General features: G+C 40.0%; 21 protein-coding genes. 17 read left to right on the top strand and 4 right to left on the bottom strand.

Features of this window, described 5'->3' with window-relative positions:
* Window positions 1–145 precede the first annotated feature (145 nt).
* Together trpS and guaB are read left to right on the top strand one after the other, a co-directional pair.
* Window positions 146–1171 (top strand): tryptophan--tRNA ligase, encoded by a 1026-nt coding sequence (trpS, locus tag ODU55_RS10245; protein ID WP_029171262.1) that lies wholly within the window; start codon window positions 146–148, stop codon window positions 1169–1171.
* A gap of 231 nt (window positions 1172–1402) precedes the next feature.
* Complete coding sequence (gene guaB / locus ODU55_RS10240) at window positions 1403–2884, top strand: IMP dehydrogenase (protein WP_398582754.1); 1482 nt, start codon at window positions 1403–1405, stop codon at window positions 2882–2884.
* 70 nt (window positions 2885–2954) lie between these two features.
* Here guaB and recF read toward each other — a convergent pair whose 3' ends face one another.
* The 3 genes from recF to ODU55_RS10225 form a co-directional block, all read right to left on the bottom strand.
* A complete protein-coding gene (gene recF / locus ODU55_RS10235; RefSeq protein ID WP_398582753.1) occupies window positions 2955–4049 on the bottom strand; it encodes a DNA replication/repair protein RecF in 1095 nt (364 codons plus the stop codon).
* 2 nt (window positions 4050–4051) lie between these two features.
* Complete coding sequence (gene yaaA / locus ODU55_RS10230; protein WP_398582752.1) at window positions 4052–4435, bottom strand: S4 domain-containing protein YaaA; 384 nt, start codon at window positions 4433–4435, stop codon at window positions 4052–4054.
* Window positions 4436–4572: 137 nt separating this feature from the next.
* A complete protein-coding gene (locus tag ODU55_RS10225; protein WP_398582751.1) occupies window positions 4573–5739 on the bottom strand; it encodes a tyrosine-type recombinase/integrase in 1167 nt (388 codons plus the stop codon).
* Window positions 5740–5959: 220 nt separating this feature from the next.
* On the opposite strand from ODU55_RS10225, the gene ODU55_RS10220 reads away from it, so the two are divergent.
* Complete coding sequence (locus ODU55_RS10220; RefSeq protein ID WP_141668697.1) at window positions 5960–6058, top strand: type I toxin-antitoxin system Fst family toxin; 99 nt, start codon at window positions 5960–5962, stop codon at window positions 6056–6058.
* 525 nt (window positions 6059–6583) lie between these two features.
* Here ODU55_RS10220 and ODU55_RS10215 read toward each other — a convergent pair.
* Entirely contained in the window at window positions 6584–7066 is a 483-nt protein-coding gene (locus ODU55_RS10215) for a helix-turn-helix domain-containing protein (protein WP_398582750.1), read from the bottom strand.
* 215 nt (window positions 7067–7281) lie between these two features.
* On the opposite strand from ODU55_RS10215, the gene ODU55_RS10210 reads away from it, so the two are divergent.
* The 14 genes from ODU55_RS10210 to ODU55_RS10145 all read left to right on the top strand — a co-directional run.
* A complete protein-coding gene (locus tag ODU55_RS10210; RefSeq protein WP_024386186.1) occupies window positions 7282–7479 on the top strand; it encodes a helix-turn-helix transcriptional regulator in 198 nt (65 codons plus the stop codon).
* 13 nt (window positions 7480–7492) lie between these two features.
* Complete coding sequence (locus ODU55_RS10205; protein WP_398582749.1) at window positions 7493–8251, top strand: BRO family protein; 759 nt, start codon at window positions 7493–7495, stop codon at window positions 8249–8251.
* Between the two features lie 3 nt (window positions 8252–8254).
* Window positions 8255–8881, top strand: a complete 627-nt coding sequence (locus ODU55_RS10200) for a Rha family transcriptional regulator (RefSeq protein WP_398582748.1) — start codon at window positions 8255–8257, stop codon at window positions 8879–8881.
* Between the two features lie 655 nt (window positions 8882–9536).
* Window positions 9537–9938 carry a hypothetical protein gene (locus ODU55_RS10195; protein ID WP_398582747.1) on the top strand — a complete coding sequence of 134 codons (402 nt, stop codon included), beginning with the start codon at window positions 9537–9539 and terminating at the stop codon, window positions 9936–9938.
* Window positions 9926–10129, top strand: a complete 204-nt coding sequence (locus tag ODU55_RS10190; RefSeq protein WP_029188904.1) for a hypothetical protein — start codon at window positions 9926–9928, stop codon at window positions 10127–10129. The genes ODU55_RS10195 and ODU55_RS10190 overlap by 13 nt, the downstream gene beginning before the upstream one ends.
* A 10-nt stretch (window positions 10130–10139) precedes the next feature.
* Entirely contained in the window at window positions 10140–10286 is a 147-nt protein-coding gene (locus ODU55_RS10185) for a hypothetical protein (RefSeq protein ID WP_162841144.1), read from the top strand.
* Window positions 10283–10618, top strand: coding sequence for a hypothetical protein (locus ODU55_RS10180; protein WP_398582746.1), 336 nt, complete (start codon window positions 10283–10285; stop codon window positions 10616–10618). Before ODU55_RS10185 ends, ODU55_RS10180 begins: the two co-directional genes overlap by 4 nt.
* Window positions 10611–10889 carry an XRE family transcriptional regulator gene (locus ODU55_RS10175; RefSeq protein ID WP_398582745.1) on the top strand — a complete coding sequence of 93 codons (279 nt, stop codon included), beginning with the start codon at window positions 10611–10613 and terminating at the stop codon, window positions 10887–10889. The genes ODU55_RS10180 and ODU55_RS10175 overlap by 8 nt, the downstream gene beginning before the upstream one ends.
* A gap of 132 nt (window positions 10890–11021) precedes the next feature.
* Window positions 11022–12263, top strand: a complete 1242-nt coding sequence (locus tag ODU55_RS10170; protein ID WP_398582744.1) for an AAA family ATPase — start codon at window positions 11022–11024, stop codon at window positions 12261–12263.
* A 433-nt stretch (window positions 12264–12696) separates the two neighbouring features.
* Entirely contained in the window at window positions 12697–13143 is a 447-nt protein-coding gene (locus tag ODU55_RS10165) for a hypothetical protein (protein WP_105154026.1), read from the top strand.
* 138 nt (window positions 13144–13281) lie between these two features.
* Entirely contained in the window at window positions 13282–13650 is a 369-nt protein-coding gene (locus tag ODU55_RS10160; RefSeq protein ID WP_398582743.1) for a hypothetical protein, read from the top strand.
* A 509-nt stretch (window positions 13651–14159) separates the two neighbouring features.
* Window positions 14160–14561, top strand: a complete 402-nt coding sequence (locus tag ODU55_RS10155) for a transcriptional regulator (RefSeq protein WP_398582742.1) — start codon at window positions 14160–14162, stop codon at window positions 14559–14561.
* Between the two features lie 22 nt (window positions 14562–14583).
* Window positions 14584–15000, top strand: coding sequence for a hypothetical protein (locus ODU55_RS10150; protein WP_398582741.1), 417 nt, complete (start codon window positions 14584–14586; stop codon window positions 14998–15000).
* 246 nt (window positions 15001–15246) lie between these two features.
* Window positions 15247–15326, top strand: an 80-nt coding sequence (locus tag ODU55_RS10145) for an IS630 transposase-related protein (protein ID WP_226314317.1), incomplete at its 3' end; no start/stop codon positions are given.

Here is a 15326-nt window from a genome sequence, read left to right as displayed (position 1 = left end):
GGGCATTAGTCAAGTAATTATAGCACTAACCTGAACGAAGTTCAGCGAACGTCTTTAGACGTCGCTGGAGAGAAACGGCTTACAGCCGGTGTACAAGCCACCCGTTTTCACGGGTGGTTATGACTATGTAAAAGGAGAATATTTTATGAGTAAACCGATTATCCTAACAGGAGACCGTCCAACAGGCAAATTACATATTGGACATTATGTTGGTTCGTTGAAAAATCGTGTTTTATTACAGGATGCAGGTCAACATGAACTTTTTGTCTTTTTAGCAGACCAACAAGCGTTGACAGATCATGCAAAGGAACCGCAAAAGATTGTTGAATCCGTTGGAAACGTAGCACTAGATTATCTAGCGGCAGGACTTGATCCAGCTAAGACAACGATTTTCATCCAGAGTCAAATTCCTGAATTGGCAGAGTTGACCATGTACTACATGAACTTGGTATCTGTTGCACGTCTAGAACGCAATCCAACTGTAAAAACTGAGATTGCTCAGAAGGGATTTGGCGAAGGAATTCCAGCTGGTTTCTTGGTCTATCCTGTGTCTCAAGCGGCGGACATTACAGCCTTCAAGGCAAATTTTGTCCCTGTTGGAAATGACCAGAAACCGATGATTGAGCAGACTCGTGAAATCGTTCGTAGCTTTAACCATGCTTACCAGACTGATATTTTGGTAGAGCCGGAGGGCATTTATCCTGAAAATGAGGCAGCTGGTCGCTTGCCAGGTTTGGACGGTAATGCCAAGATGTCTAAGTCACTTGGAAATGGGATTTACTTGGCAGATGACATGGATACGCTCAAGAAGAAAGTCATGTCCATGTACACTGATCCCAACCACATCCGTGTTGAAGACCCAGGTAAGATTGAAGGAAACATGGTTTTCCACTATCTTGACGTTTTTGGGCGTGAAGAAGATAGGGCTGAGATTGAGGCTATGAAGGAGCACTATCAACGTGGTGGTTTGGGCGATGTGAAGACCAAACGTTATTTGCTGGACATTTTAGAGAGAGAATTAGGACCAATCCGTGAACGCCGTCTGGAGTTTGCACAGGATATGGGACAGGTCTATGCAATGTTGGAAGCAGGTAGCCAAAAAGCTCGCCAAGTTGCTGCGACAACTCTTGACCAAGTGAAATCAGCTATGGGAATTAACTATTTTAAATAAGGTTAACAATAAAAGAGCAATGTTGAAAAAATGTTGCTTTTTTCATTTATTTTACGACGTGGCAAAAAACAAACGTTCGAATTTTATATATAAAACTGAATAGAATTTTCTGAATTTTTAGGAATGATGATATTAAAGCGAATAATGATTGACAAATGATTTCAAAATGTTATCATAATTAAAATACAAATAGCAATCACGCTACATATTAAATAAGAAAAGAGGAAGAAAATGTCAAACTGGGACACTAAATTTTTGAAAAAAGGCTTTACTTTCGACGATGTATTACTTATTCCGGCTGAAAGTCATGTATTACCACATGATATTGATTTAAAAACACAATTAGCACCAAATTTGACCCTTAATCTTCCGATTATTTCTGCTGCCATGGATACCGTAACAGATAGCAAAATGGCTATCGCTATGGCGCGTGCAGGTGGTTTGGGTGTCATCCATAAGAATATGTCTATCGCAGAGCAGGCTGATGAGGTGCGTAAGGTAAAACGTTCTGAAAATGGTGTTATTATCGATCCATTCTTCTTAACACCAGAACACACCATTGCTGAAGCTGAGAAATTGATGGCTACTTATCGTATTTCCGGTGTGCCAATCGTTGAAACATTAGAAAATCGTAAGTTGGTCGGTATTATTACCAACCGTGATATGCGTTTCATTTCCGACTATTCACAGCTAATTTCGACCAACATGACAAGCGATGCTTTGGTAACAGCGCCAGTTGGAACAGATCTTGCGACTGCGGAGTCTATTCTTCACAAGCATCGTATTGAAAAATTGCCATTGGTTGATGAAAATGGTCGTTTGTCAGGCTTGATTACCATCAAAGATATTGAGAAAGTGATTGAGTTCCCAAATGCTGCGAAGGATGAATTTGGTCGTCTTTTGGTTGCGGGTGCTGTTGGTGTCACATCAGATACTTTTGAACGTGCAGAAGCCCTTTTTGAAGCGGGTGCTGATGCGATTGTTATCGATACTGCTCATGGTCACTCAGCAGGTGTTCTTCGTAAGATCAAAGAAATCCGTGATCACTTCCCAACTCGTACCTTGATTGCCGGCAACATTGCTACAGCTGAAGGAGCTCGTGCTCTTTATGAAGCTGGTGTTGATGTTGTCAAGGTCGGTATTGGCCCAGGTTCAATCTGTACAACACGTGTCATTGCAGGTGTTGGTGTACCACAAGTGACAGCTATCTATGATGCAGCTGGTGTTGCGCGTGAATATGGTAAAACCATTATTGCTGACGGTGGTATCAAGTATTCAGGAGATATTGTCAAGGCACTTGCTGCGGGTGGTCATGCCGTTATGCTTGGTTCTATGTTTGCTGGTACAGATGAAGCACCAGGCGAAACAGAAATCTTCCAAGGTCGTAAATTCAAGACCTATCGTGGTATGGGCTCTATCGCAGCCATGAAACAAGGTTCAAAAGACCGTTACTTCCAAGCATCTGTCAATGAAGCCAACAAACTTGTTCCAGAAGGAATTGAAGGACGTGTAGCCTATAAAGGTTCTGTTGCAGATATGATTTTCCAAATGGTTGGTGGACTTCGCTCAGGTATGGGTTATGTAGGTGCTGGTAACTTGAATGAATTGCATGAAAATGCACAATTTATCGAAATGTCAGGTGCTGGTTTGAAAGAAAGCCATCCACACGATGTTCAAATTACAAACGAAGCTCCAAACTATTCAGTACAGTAAATAAAAACAAGACCCTCTTGACAGGGTCTTTACTTTTTTGTAAATTTTATTGACAATAGTGTAAATAATCTTATTCTGACTCAGTAACCTTACCAGACTCAATATGGAAGATTTTTAAACTATCAGGTAGCTTATGTAAATGGTCTAAAGATGTCGTTGTAATAAATGTTTGAATCGTATCCGTAATAGTTTCTAGTAGCTTGATTTGGCGATTATTATCCAGCTCACTCATAACATCGTCTAGGAGTAGAATTGGGTACTCTCGTGTGACTTCTTTCATCAGCTCGATTTCAGCCAGTTTGATTGATAGAACGAGACTGCGGTGTTGACCTTGGCTACCATAATGGGCATTCATTCCATTTATAAAGAAAGCTACATCATCTCGATGTGGTCCAACTCCTGTATTTTTCTTAAATAAATCACGTTTACGAGACTTTTCAAGCTCTGTCAAGAATTTGTCAATTAAATTGAAATCATCTGTCAATCCGATTGAGGATTGGTATTTGATTGTCAATTCTTCCCGACTTCCAGATATTTCCTGAACTTTCCTGTTTCCAAATTCCTCTAGTTTTTCGAGGAAATCAAGTCGATGTTGGATGACACGACTGCCATATTCAGCTAGTTGCTGGTCAAGTACAGATAGAAAGATTTCGTCTACTTTATCAGTGGATTTTAGGTAGGCATTACGTTGTTTGAGAGTGTGGTTGTAATTAGTCAAATCAGAGAGGTAGAGCGGCTTGATTTGCCCGAGCTCGACATCGATGAACTTTCTTCTCAAAGCAGGGGCACCTTTTATCAGCTGTAAATCTTCTGGAGCAAATAGGACGACGTTCATATGTCCAATGTAATTAGAAAGTTTTGCTTGTTTGAGATGGTTGACCTTGGTCACTCGCCCCTTATCTGTCAAGTGAATGTCAAGTGGAACTTTACCGCTTGCGCGATGGAGTAAACCCGAAATAGATAATTCCTTTTCTTGAAACTGTAGTAGGTCCTTATCTGTTCGTGTTCGATGACTTCGTGTTAAAGCTAAAGCATAGATAGATTCTAGAATATTGGTTTTTCCTTGGGCGTTTTCGCCTAAAAAGACATTGAGCCCTTTGTGGAACTCAATATCTAATTGGTTGTAATTGCGAAAATGTTGTAACTCTAATCGTTCTAGCCACATGTCTACATACCAGGGAAACGAACAGGTTTTCTTTCAGTCTTTTTAGTTGCTTTTTTAGGAGTTTTTACCTGTTTCTTATTCTTTTTATTTTCTTGATTTAGCTTTTTAACGATTGCAGCCACACGTTCTTTTTCAGCTTGATCCTCTTGGTGCTGTTTGATTTCCTCTGCACTAGGAGCGACGATTGTGATGCTGATGTTGTGGTCTGGGAGTGTGATAACATCTCCGATGCGGATTTTTTTACCGCGTCTTTTTTCCTCTTCTCCATTGAAAAGAATAGTATTTTCTTCTAAAAATCCTTTAATGGCACCTCCTGAATGGAGAATACCAGTCGTTTTTAGCAATGCTTGTAATGTGATGTAGTCATCAAATATTTTAAATTCCATAAGTCACCTCGTTACAGAATATTATATCACAAAAAGGTATGATTTGTGTTTAACGTGCTAAAAAACCAGTCGTATCAAGGTGTTTTACAGTGGTGTAAAGTCCTGTAAACTGAATTTGTTCACCTTTTTGTTCACCCTTAGAGGTTTCCAAGGGCTTTTTCATAAAATGTAACAGCATCTTTTGCCCTCTCTTTTGAGAGGTGGCTATAGATGTCCATGGTCATTGATATTCTAGAATGACCAAGACGATGCTGAAGTTCCTTGTAGGGTATTCCGGAGTTAAGCAGCAAACTAGCGTGCGTGTGGCGGAAACCGTGAAAGCCGATGTTAGGCAGTCCGATATTCCTCAGGCGTGTGGTCAACCTGTTCCCCAGAGTCTTATCCTCAGGATAGTCATGGATAAAGTCGGAAAATACTACCGTTTCAGAACGTCCGAGGGTCCAAGCCTCTTGTATCTGTCGCCGTCTGTATTCTTTCATCATGGCTACCGTCTGGTTATCGATGTCTATATCGCGGATGCTGGCGTTTGACTTGGGGGAGTTGATTGATCCATAGCGGTTTAGTGTTTTTGTGATGCTGACCGTGGCGTTGTTCAAGTCAATATCTGACCAGTGCAGTGCCAGCACCTCATTGATACGGCAACCAGTGGCTAATAGAAACTTGTATAAAGTCACTTCGTAGAGGTTTCTGTAATTGGTTAAGTTTAAGCTGTCCAAGTAGTCAAGAAACTGTTTAAGCTGCTCGTCGTTGAAGTGTTTTACCTTCTTCCGAGTGGCTTTTTTTGCGTTCCTGGGCAATATGACTTCCCGAGCTGGATTGTATGGCAGAACTTGCATAACAACACCGTATTGCAATATACGTTTGTTCAGCGCGTGGATTTTGTCATAGTGCAGATAGGCAACAGCTTCCCCTGTATTTGTTTTGTCTGCTAATTTGATGACGATGCTTTGGAGGAGTGGGGTCGTCAGTTTATCGAGCTTATAGGCTCCGAATAGTGGAATGACGTGCCTATTTAACAGTGCTTTGACATTCCCACGGGTATTTGGCTTTACTGTGTGCTTATAGCTATTCCACCACAATTCTGCTAACTCTTGATAATTGGTTATGGTAGCACTTTGGTAGCGTGTTGCCCCGTCTGTTTTAAAAGTTGCAATAGCTTGCTGAGTTTTGTTTTTAACCTCCTTCTTGGTCCTGCCCGTGACATTAGTCTTGACTTTCTTACCAGTGATGGCATCTACTCCTAGGTAAACACTGGCACGGTAGACAATGCTACCATCTTTCTTTTTTACCTCAGTTATTTTCATGATATTCCCTTTCTATCATCAGCAGGCAAGCCGTAAAGGTTTTATATCATGCGCAGGGCTACGAGAACAGCCCCATTTTCGTTTATTTTGGCTTAGTAGGGTAATATATATCGGTCAAGATTAAAATGCGAATATGGGCGTTTTAGAGCGTTTGACAGGGTGGATAATATTCTGATATGATAGACAAGCCCCCGGATTTTATTGAAGGGAGGTGATTTACTTGTCAAATGAAACCATCATCATCACGTTTCTTTTGCCTTTGTTGGTTGGTATTCTAACAGCATTGTTTGAGTATTGGCTAAACAACCGCAACAAGTAAAGCCTTTCGGGGCAAAATAAAAACCCTCAACGTTCGGACCGTTGGGGGCTTTTTGTTTGGACTTACTTGTCAAAGTGAAATCCTTTCATCATCTTACCCCAAGTATAGCACCCCTTTATTCAGTTGTCAAATGGTTTAACGGCATTATGTTGCGTTTTACTGTCCCAGAATGCGAGAAACGTAGGATAGTATCAAAATAGACTGGAATTATACGGTATTTTACTGCCTTGGACGATGATAGTATCACGCGCTGACAAATTGCTAAAATATACAACCTTACAAAACCTTATTTTTTTTCAGCTATTAACAAAAGCTAACATTTTTAATGCAGACTTATGCGGACTTTTTTCAACAACTGATAAAACCTGACTAATTTTTCACTGTTAGGAAATCTCACCTTTTCTAACCCTACACAGCCCACTAGAACGCCCCTGAGAGCGTGGAATATTGTGGCAGGGTAAATATACCTGAGGAGTGTTTGAACGTGGTGAGGGGGCTACGGTGGCGTATGAGCAGGTAGGTGAGCTAGTCAGAATTTGAATTATTTAAATTAAATAGTTTGACAGTTAAATCATGGATGACCTCTTGTTGACCAGGACCAAGTGCTAAGAATTTATAGATTGTTTCTAACTCCCTATCGTGAAAAGAGAGCAACCCCAGTAGATTAATCAATGATGCAGAAAGACTCTCTCCATATGTTTGATTAATTTTTTCAAGAGGTAATTCTCCGAACTTTACAACAGAACCGCTTACTTTCCAAGCAACATCCTTCGGGAAATCAGCATGGATTTTCTGGACGAGTTCTTGATTATTTTTAAAATCACTATACCCCAACAGATACCCAACACTTACTCCAAAATGGTCAGCTAGTGCCTGAGCTTTGTCTGGTTTGATTTGTCTTTCACCGTTTTCCCAATATATGTAAGAGCGTTTACTCACTCCAGCTATTTCTGCAACCTGGTCTTGAGTTTCGCCTTTTTCTTTGCGTAAAATTTTCAATCTATTCATCAATTTCAACACCTTTCAATTGTGATTATAGCATTAAAAATTAAAGAAGTGAACAAAAAATACAACTTTTTCAAAAAAAAGTATTGACAATGAACAAAAAGTGCAATATAATCAAAACCAGCAACAAGAGTTGCACAAAAAGTACAACATAACCAACCACAACACCTTTCAATCTATTCAGGTTGGTTTATAAAAAAAAGAAAGGAGCAAAGACCATGAAAAACAATATGCGTGTATTGTTAGCAAAACGACGTGAGAAAGTTTCACACGTTGCAGAGGCCACAGGCATTTCTAAGAGTACTTTGACAGCTTTGTACTACGAACGCACCAAGAAGCCAGATATTGAAACGCTTCAGAAAGTCGCAAACTATTTGGGCGTGACCATTGACGAACTGCTAACACCAGAAGACTAGAAAGGAGCAAGCAATGCGGAGGAATTACAGCAAGGTCATCGAAGAGCTACGCAGTGACCACGGTTTGAACTTGGTTGCTATTGGCCAGCGTATTGGAACAGATCCGCGCACCGTTGGCAAGTGGGCTACAGGCAAGCACAACCCTAGCCCAAAGAGCAGACAGAAGCTGAATAAACTTTATAGAGAGGTTAAACAGAATATGACAACACAGGTAAGTATTTTTGAAGAAGTTAATGAAAACGGACGCTATTTACAAGTTATCCGAACTGATAATTTCCATGGGCAACCGCTAGACATTTATGGCACTGAACAAGATCCATTATTTAGAGCTAGGGACATTGCTGAAATGATTGACTATGCGAAAACAGGTCAAGGCTACTATGACGTTCAATCTATGTTAAAAAAAGTAGATGAAGACGAAAAGGTAAAAGGAACAGCTTTAGAGGGACATACGAAAAATTTTCGTAGTGGTCAGCAAGTTTGGTTTTTAACTGAGCATGGACTCTATGAAGTACTTATGAGATCAAGCAAACCCAAAGCCAAAGAATTCAAGAAAGTAGTCAAAAACATTCTGAAAGAAATCCGAACACAAGGCTATTACATGCAAGGCGAACTAATTCAAGACCAACCGACAACCCAGCCCCTACCAGGTATCAGCGACTTAACTTATATCAAAAATAAGATTGCTGAGGTGCAGGAAATGGATAACCTAGCAGACATCACCGCAGGTCTTGAGCGAGTGGCTAAGCTAGTGTCAGTGATTGGAGGTTAGTCAATGGAATTAGTCTACATGGACGGACGGAAAGAGCCGTATACATTGAGTAGCATAGTGGCAGAATGTGCAGAGGTGCAACACCACACTGTTACACGTATAATCAGAAAAAATCTTGAACGCTTTGAACGTTTCGGAAAGGTTGGATTTAAAATCCAAGCTATGGAGAGTGGGCAACAGTCAAAAGATTATATTCTAAACGAACAACAAGCAACATTGCTGATCACGTTTCTAAAGAATACCGAGCAAGTCGCAAACTTTAAGGAAAACCTAGTCAAAGCATTCTTTGAAATGCGGGACGAGGTGGCACAATTCCGTTACCAGAGGGCACTAGAAAAGCCTAAGCGCAAAACTCTACACGACAGCATAGAGAACTGGGAAGCGAGACCCAGACACGCGCACAGCACCGTTACAAATCTTTTACTCAAAGGTACTACTGGGATGAACAAAAAGCAGTTAGTAGCAAAACGTGGCGGTAAGACAGGTATTGACAGCCTAACCAGTCAAGAGCTGATCAGATACCAAGCATTAGAGGACATGGCTATTGCTATGATTAACCTTGGCATGACTTACCAAGACATAAAGACAATGGTATTCAGATCATTAAAAAACGCACCACAAGGCGCGTGAAAGGAGGACTGACGATGGGAATACTAATCGGCTTGTTACTGCTTTTCCTATGGTTATATTCATCAGACGGAGGAGATTATAGCTAGAATCGATTTTACGACACAGGAGAGTAGAAAGATAGCACTTTCAGCGATTTGAAACATAAATATACCAGAGAAGATTTTGAGAGCTGAAAACGGCTGTAGAGAACGTTAAAAACGACAACAAAAAAGGCTTATGCAACCGACCAAAGTAGCAAGCCTTGAAAAAAATGACTAAAACACAAATCAGCAGGCAAGCCGTAAGGGTTTTAGTAAAAGTTTTATAGCTAGATTATAGCATATCTAGGACACTTTGACCATACAGAGGGGCGCTAACCCTTAAAACTGGAGCAGAAAAGTATTAGGTGCTGGTATCGCCATTAGGCAGCTATGGACCCAGGGCAACCTAAACCACCCTAAGAAAATCACACACAGCTAGGCTATTATTTTGGCACGGGCTTACACGACCATAGGGGGCAACCTGGTAAGTCTGGGCGGGGGCAACCGCTGGGAATAGTCTAGGCTAGGAAAAGAAAACGTATAGTAAAGAACCAATAAGCAAAGTCTTTTCAACTCACGGAGAAAGCCCTAAAGGGTCATCACACAGACACATTAAAAAACGAGGTAAAAAACATATGAAAGATAGTAACAGAGATACGATAATCCATTTTGAAGCATCTAGCAATGAATACGCACCCGTAAAGGCTGCAATATCGGAAGAGCTAGAGGCAGTCATCAGCAAAGTATATCAGCTAGATCATGAAACAGGATGGACATTGCACTATCTAACCGACATCATGCTGAAACACTTTCACGAGGATGTTGTACGAGTTCCATATGGTGATTTGACACCGATAGAACTTGCTTTGAATGGTTTCGTTTCAAGAATCGAACGCACTAGGATGCTACTTCTTAAAGCTGGATATGAGGATAAGGTAGAGGTAGGCAATCCGATGTGGTACTTAAAACTAGCCTTACAAGATTTTGAGCATATGAAAAAAATAGCCAAGGAGGAGGCTAAAAAATGCAAGAAATGACAATCGAAACAGCTTTGACGTTGATAGCAATCTTTACACCGCTGAACCTCTTTCTATGGTTTCGCGTTGGTTTGGGCACTTTTCAGCTTGATATAGAGCCTAAAATCAAGACCGAGGGTAAAGATACCAGACCGCTGACAAATGCGAACTATGGGGCTTATATTCAATCACAGGGCAGATACTACAACTAGGAGGACAGACATGACACAAGCAGAACTTGAATACATTGCTGAAATTATACTCAAACACACAACACCAGAAGAAATGCAGGAGTATCTTGCTATGGCTCATGATGATAAGTTGCTTTGGATAAAATACAAAATTGCAAGTCTGGAGGTACAGGCATGACAGAAAATCGACTACCAGAACATCTTTATAAAGTTTTCAAGCTACTACCGCTTGGAATGGAATTGCCAATCACTGCGCCAGACATAGAAAGGCTGACAGGTTTGGACATCCGAACCATTCGGGAGCATATACACCAGCTTATAGTTGATTATGGTATTCCAGTATGTGGCGGACGTGATAACAAGCTAGGGGGCTACTATATCCCCCAGAATGAAGTAGAACGGCTTGCAGGGGTGCTACCACTCCAACGCCAATACGACCAAGAACATAAGCGTATCCACGCGCTTTTGACTGCTGACTTAGAAGATTGGAGGAAGTACCGAGATGTTTAGCCTAAGCAGAGAGAGCGAGCAGAATCTAACTCACGGCTTGCTGGATATGGTTGGTAAGTATCTGGATGCGCGTGAGAAAGTCAAACCAAGAATACTTGGACTAATGACCGCCGAACAGTTGAAGGATGAACTAGATATTGAGTACAAGACTTTGCAACGGTGGGAAAAGAATGGGCTGAGACGCTACCAACCACCAATAGAGGACACTAGAAAAATCTTTTATAGGGTCAGTGATATTCTAATATTTTTGGGGGTAGAGAATGGGCGGTAAACATCTAAAACATCCAGCACTAAACGGACTACGAATAGGACGAGAAAGCAACATGAAAGACCGTCGCCCAACCTTTGAGCATATCAAAGAACAGCAGCGCTTGAAGAAGCTGAAAAAGAAACGGAGAAATAAATGACGACAGATACAACACCTTTACAACATAAAATTATTAGATTGTCAGAGCTTTCAAATGAACAAATCATGCTAGAACCTAGTTTGATTAAAGACTTATTAAGAAGGCGACAAAAACTAGCTATTTCAGCCCCAAAAGTTTCTTTAAAAACCAGTCTAGCTATTCACTTAGCTGTATCAGTAGCCTACGGCCTTAATTGGCTAGGTTGGCAGTGCAATACTTCAAAAGTTCTGTACGTCAATTTGAACATATCAAAACAGGAGTGTATAGTAAGGTTTAATAAAGCACTTGAACATCTGCAGTTAGATCGTACTTCTGTTAGCAATATAGATATCTTGAATATTGAAGTTACTCAAGGAATTTCCAATCTAGTTGATGATATTATTCAAGCAATGAATACGCAGCATTATAGGGCGGTAGTTATTGACTCATTGGATAATATACCTACGCCAACATGGCAAAAAGAAAATAGGTTAGTAGAGCTGAACCGATTAACCAGCGAAACTAATTCATGCGTTATTTTTACAGAAAGTCATAGTCATAGACCTATTGGAAATGATGAGGCGCGTGCCATGGCTGAGTGGTCCGATATTCTTAATTATTGTGACAGTTTAATAGAACTAATCCCATTGGAATTAGATCCAGAATTATTAAGAAGAGAACGGTTATTAGCTGTATGGGAATTTTCCAAAAACATTCTGAACACTCATAATAAAAGGTATTATCTAATGAACGTAACCGATAAATACCTTGAAAGAGCTGATAGTAACAGCGAACAACTGTTTGAGCATTTAGAAACTGCTTTAATTTCACTTCCAGAGGAAACGAAAACAGGGATTTTTGACAAGTTTCACGCGCTAGATAATCCTATAAAAAATCGTACTTATTGGCGCTTAGAAACAGTTTCTAATTCTTTTCCACCTAAGGAGGCAACAAACAACCTTTTTTATTATCCAATATTGAAGCACGATGATACCAAAATATTAGAATTTCATGAACCTGGTCTAAAAATTTCTGATGAGAGAATTCGAAGCACAATCGAGGAAGAAAATGAGAGAGAAGTTTTTACTGCGAAATTAACTGACGGAATACATGGATTTTTTGATAAATATGAGTATTATCCAAACCAAAAAGAACTTTCTGAGTATCTGGGAGTATCTCGTCAGACAATCGCAACATGGAAGAAAAAGGCATATAATACCATAGCAATCATAGATGGACGATACCAAGATATACTATAATAAAATGACCACAGTATGTATGTTAAGCGATGTTAATTAACGTTAAAATCGTGTTAAATTTAGGTTAAATTTAACATGTTAATTAACATCAATTTAACATGGAAATACATGCTTTGTTAAGCTGTGTTAACTCATGTTAATTTAACTAATGTTACTTACCAAAAACAAGCCTAAAACCTTGATAATTCTAAGATGTTAAGTAATGTTAAGTGATGTTAAATTAACATGAGTTAAAATAGGGACATTGACTACTACAGCCTAGCGTCAGTAGTAGTTTGACCGGCGGATGTTAAGTGTGGAAGTAGTGACAAGGAAAAGGGGGCGTTAGAGTCCGCCCCTTTATCCTGGTCCCTTGCACTTCCACAAGCGAAAAATAAAAAATAATTTTTTGCCATGGGGATGACAGTTAACATATAAAAATATGGTGCATTAAGTGATTAGAGATAAGAATTTTTTAGAATTTGAGTATATGCCTCCTTTTCAAAAAAAAGAAGACATGGCTGGTTGGTTAGCCAAGAATGAGCCTATGAGGTATGTTTGGGATAAGGCTAGACGGGTGCTAGTATTTAACCCGGATACAAAGACATGGCAAGGCATCAACTATGGAAAATCTGAACGAGTACTACTATCCAATCATAAAGGGATAAGTAGACGGAACAAAAAAATTTTTGAAACGGCTGAAAAGTATAAACTTGACCTAATGACCCCCGCAACGGGGAAGATGTCATATATTTCAAACTGGGACGAGTTTCAATATGAAGAAGTTATCTATAAGGTGGCTAGTTACAAAGATTTTATGTATTTGTTTATTTTATGGGCTATCCGTGATGGTTATATTGTACGTGATAGTACTGGTTATTTTGTTGGTAGACATTATTGATAATCATCAGTAGCGTGTGGGATGATGATTGTCCAGACACGCAGTGAGCAGAATAGCAGAGAGAGGCGACCGCCTCTTTTTGTGCTAAGATTAGAGAGGAGTAGCATGGTAAAAAATAAAGGTGGTAGACCAACCAAGATGACGCAAGGAACGGTAAAGAAATTAGAGGAAGCATTTTTAAGAGGTTTAAGCGACGAAGAAGCCTGTCTTTATGCCGATATCAGTAAACCTACACTTTATGATTATTGCGATAAAAATCCTGGTTTTCTTGACCGAAAAGAGTTGCTTAAGCAACGTGTGAAAACACGGGCTAAGTTAAATATATCTAACGCTATAGAAGACGGGGACGTGGCTATTTCAAAATGGTACTTGGAACGGAAAGATGACGAATTTAAGACCAAGACAAAACTTGAACATGATGGTACGGTATCCGTTGCACCTCATAATCCATTTGAAGATTTGACGGTTGAAGAGTTACGAGCCATCATTGCTGAAGATGCGGAATAAATACTATTGGCTGAGAGGGTTATCTAGGTGAAGTACTTTGTCAATTTCCAAAACGGACAAACACTACAAACGTTCGCTTTACAAAACAAATAAAGGCAGAACGGTTGGGAGCTAAAAAGCTACTACTATCAAGTGTTTACGAGGTTATAAGTTGCACCCCTAAACGCAAAAATACGGAACGTTTTTTGATTTTTCAAAACCACGAATATCCGAACGCTATATAATACTTAAAGTTAGATGAATGAAAATGATTAGGTTTAGGCTAGGTTGGATAAGTAAAATCTAGGGAGGTATTCGGCACTTTCGGCAGCCTTAAAAAAGATAAGGTTTTGGCGAGGTGGCGCGTGATGAACTCCGAGGAAACAACTTATTGAACCACGAGTGAACCCCGAGGAAATAACATATTGAACTCCGAGCGAACTTAGAGAAATGACTAAAAAAGCCAGCACTGCTCGTACTGACTCTGTGAATAATACCCGAAACTATTATATCACACGGAGGGCTTGAAGTTGTCAAAAAATACCCAATATAAGTTTCTTGACCGCATTCTACTACGATACAAGTATCTACCCAATCGAATAGCGAGAAGAAAACTAGAAATTGAAACAGAGCATAGGACAGACATCAACATAGGAGCTAGCAAGGTCAACCGAATAAACAAACGCACAGAATGGCTTGTAGAACGGTTTGACAGTGATATAAAGCTAAAAGGTCTAGAGTGCCAAAAAAGAGCCGTAGAAGCTACGCTAAAGACCTTAGACGAGACAATGACACGAGTGTTTGAATTACGTTGGATACACGAACACACGCCCGAAGAAGTCGCCGAACTCACAAGCTCAAGCTTGAAATCTACACAGAAACGCTTGGAGCGAATTACAGAAATTTTTGCGGACTATTGGGGTTGGTCATGATGCGACTTGATGGAGGTATGTCATGAATCTAAAACAGTTAGCAAAGTTTGAAAAGCTGGTACAGGCAAAGAAGCGAGAAATTGAAACCTTGAGAGCTGGCATTATCAACACACCAGACTATCAAAGCCAGAGGGTAACACGTTCCAAAAAGAACACTACAGAAGACCAGGTTGTCAAACGGATTGAGAAGATTGAGCAACTAGAAACTGACCTAGCACAGTTGTATGCTGACTATAGCGAACTGTCCGCCCGAATAGATGCAATCGCTGACCCATTTGTAAGTCTGATAATGCGGTTGAAGTACATAAACGGCTATTCTTGGCCAATGATTAAGCGGACACTGCCCTACTATTCCCAGAGTAGCCTATATGACTATCACAAGAAAGGACTGGAAGAACTTGAGCAAACAACTAGCAAAAAGAAAACTAAAAGAGTTTAAACACTGGTGTCGGGTAGCTATTCTCGATCGTGACTTGATACAGGTAGATGAGAATTGGACCATAAAGCTGTTTGAGTTTGACCTTGAAGACTACAAGGGCAAGGGCAACGTGAAGCACCAAACGAGGCTAATGAGATTTTGAAAGCTATTAACGCAATACAAACACCACGTTTGAGAGCTATCCTCATCATGAGCTATATATAGTAAAATGAAACAAAAACAGTACATTTGTGGTATAATGTATTTATGGCATATTCATTAGATTTTCGTAAAAAAGTTCTCGCATACTGTGAGAAAACGGGCAGTATTACTGAAGCATCTGTTAT

Origin of the sequence: Streptococcus sp. 2022WUSS037, assembly GCF_044427225.1 — a bacterium.
Taxonomy (GTDB): Bacteria; Bacillota; Bacilli; order Lactobacillales; family Streptococcaceae; genus Streptococcus.
This window is presented reverse-complemented; position numbering and strand designations above follow the sequence as displayed.

Excerpts from the sequence above, each read along its gene's own strand:
- ODU55_RS10195 (WP_398582747.1), top strand. The coding sequence starts at position 9,537 with ATGAAAGATAGTAACAGAGATACGATAATCCATTTTGAAGCATCTAGC.
- recF (WP_398582753.1), bottom strand. The coding sequence starts at position 4,049 with ATGTGGCTAGAACGATTAGAGTTACAACATTTTCGCAATTACAACCAA.
- ODU55_RS10170 (WP_398582744.1), top strand. The coding sequence starts at position 11,022 with ATGACGACAGATACAACACCTTTACAACATAAAATTATTAGATTGTCA.
- guaB (WP_398582754.1), top strand. The coding sequence starts at position 1,403 with ATGTCAAACTGGGACACTAAATTTTTGAAAAAAGGCTTTACTTTCGAC.
- ODU55_RS10210 (WP_024386186.1), top strand. The coding sequence starts at position 7,282 with ATGAAAAACAATATGCGTGTATTGTTAGCAAAACGACGTGAGAAAGTT.
- ODU55_RS10185 (WP_162841144.1), top strand. The coding sequence starts at position 10,140 with ATGACACAAGCAGAACTTGAATACATTGCTGAAATTATACTCAAACAC.
- ODU55_RS10175 (WP_398582745.1), top strand. The coding sequence starts at position 10,611 with ATGTTTAGCCTAAGCAGAGAGAGCGAGCAGAATCTAACTCACGGCTTG.
- ODU55_RS10160 (WP_398582743.1), top strand. The coding sequence starts at position 13,282 with ATGACGCAAGGAACGGTAAAGAAATTAGAGGAAGCATTTTTAAGAGGT.
- ODU55_RS10180 (WP_398582746.1), top strand. The coding sequence starts at position 10,283 with ATGACAGAAAATCGACTACCAGAACATCTTTATAAAGTTTTCAAGCTA.
- ODU55_RS10215 (WP_398582750.1), bottom strand. The coding sequence starts at position 7,066 with ATGAATAGATTGAAAATTTTACGCAAAGAAAAAGGCGAAACTCAAGAC.
- ODU55_RS10200 (WP_398582748.1), top strand. The coding sequence starts at position 8,255 with ATGGAATTAGTCTACATGGACGGACGGAAAGAGCCGTATACATTGAGT.
- ODU55_RS10225 (WP_398582751.1), bottom strand. The coding sequence starts at position 5,739 with ATGAAAATAACTGAGGTAAAAAAGAAAGATGGTAGCATTGTCTACCGT.
- ODU55_RS10190 (WP_029188904.1), top strand. The coding sequence starts at position 9,926 with ATGCAAGAAATGACAATCGAAACAGCTTTGACGTTGATAGCAATCTTT.
- yaaA (WP_398582752.1), bottom strand. The coding sequence starts at position 4,435 with ATGGAATTTAAAATATTTGATGACTACATCACATTACAAGCATTGCTA.
- ODU55_RS10205 (WP_398582749.1), top strand. The coding sequence starts at position 7,493 with ATGCGGAGGAATTACAGCAAGGTCATCGAAGAGCTACGCAGTGACCAC.
- trpS (WP_029171262.1), top strand. The coding sequence starts at position 146 with ATGAGTAAACCGATTATCCTAACAGGAGACCGTCCAACAGGCAAATTA.
- ODU55_RS10150 (WP_398582741.1), top strand. The coding sequence starts at position 14,584 with ATGAATCTAAAACAGTTAGCAAAGTTTGAAAAGCTGGTACAGGCAAAG.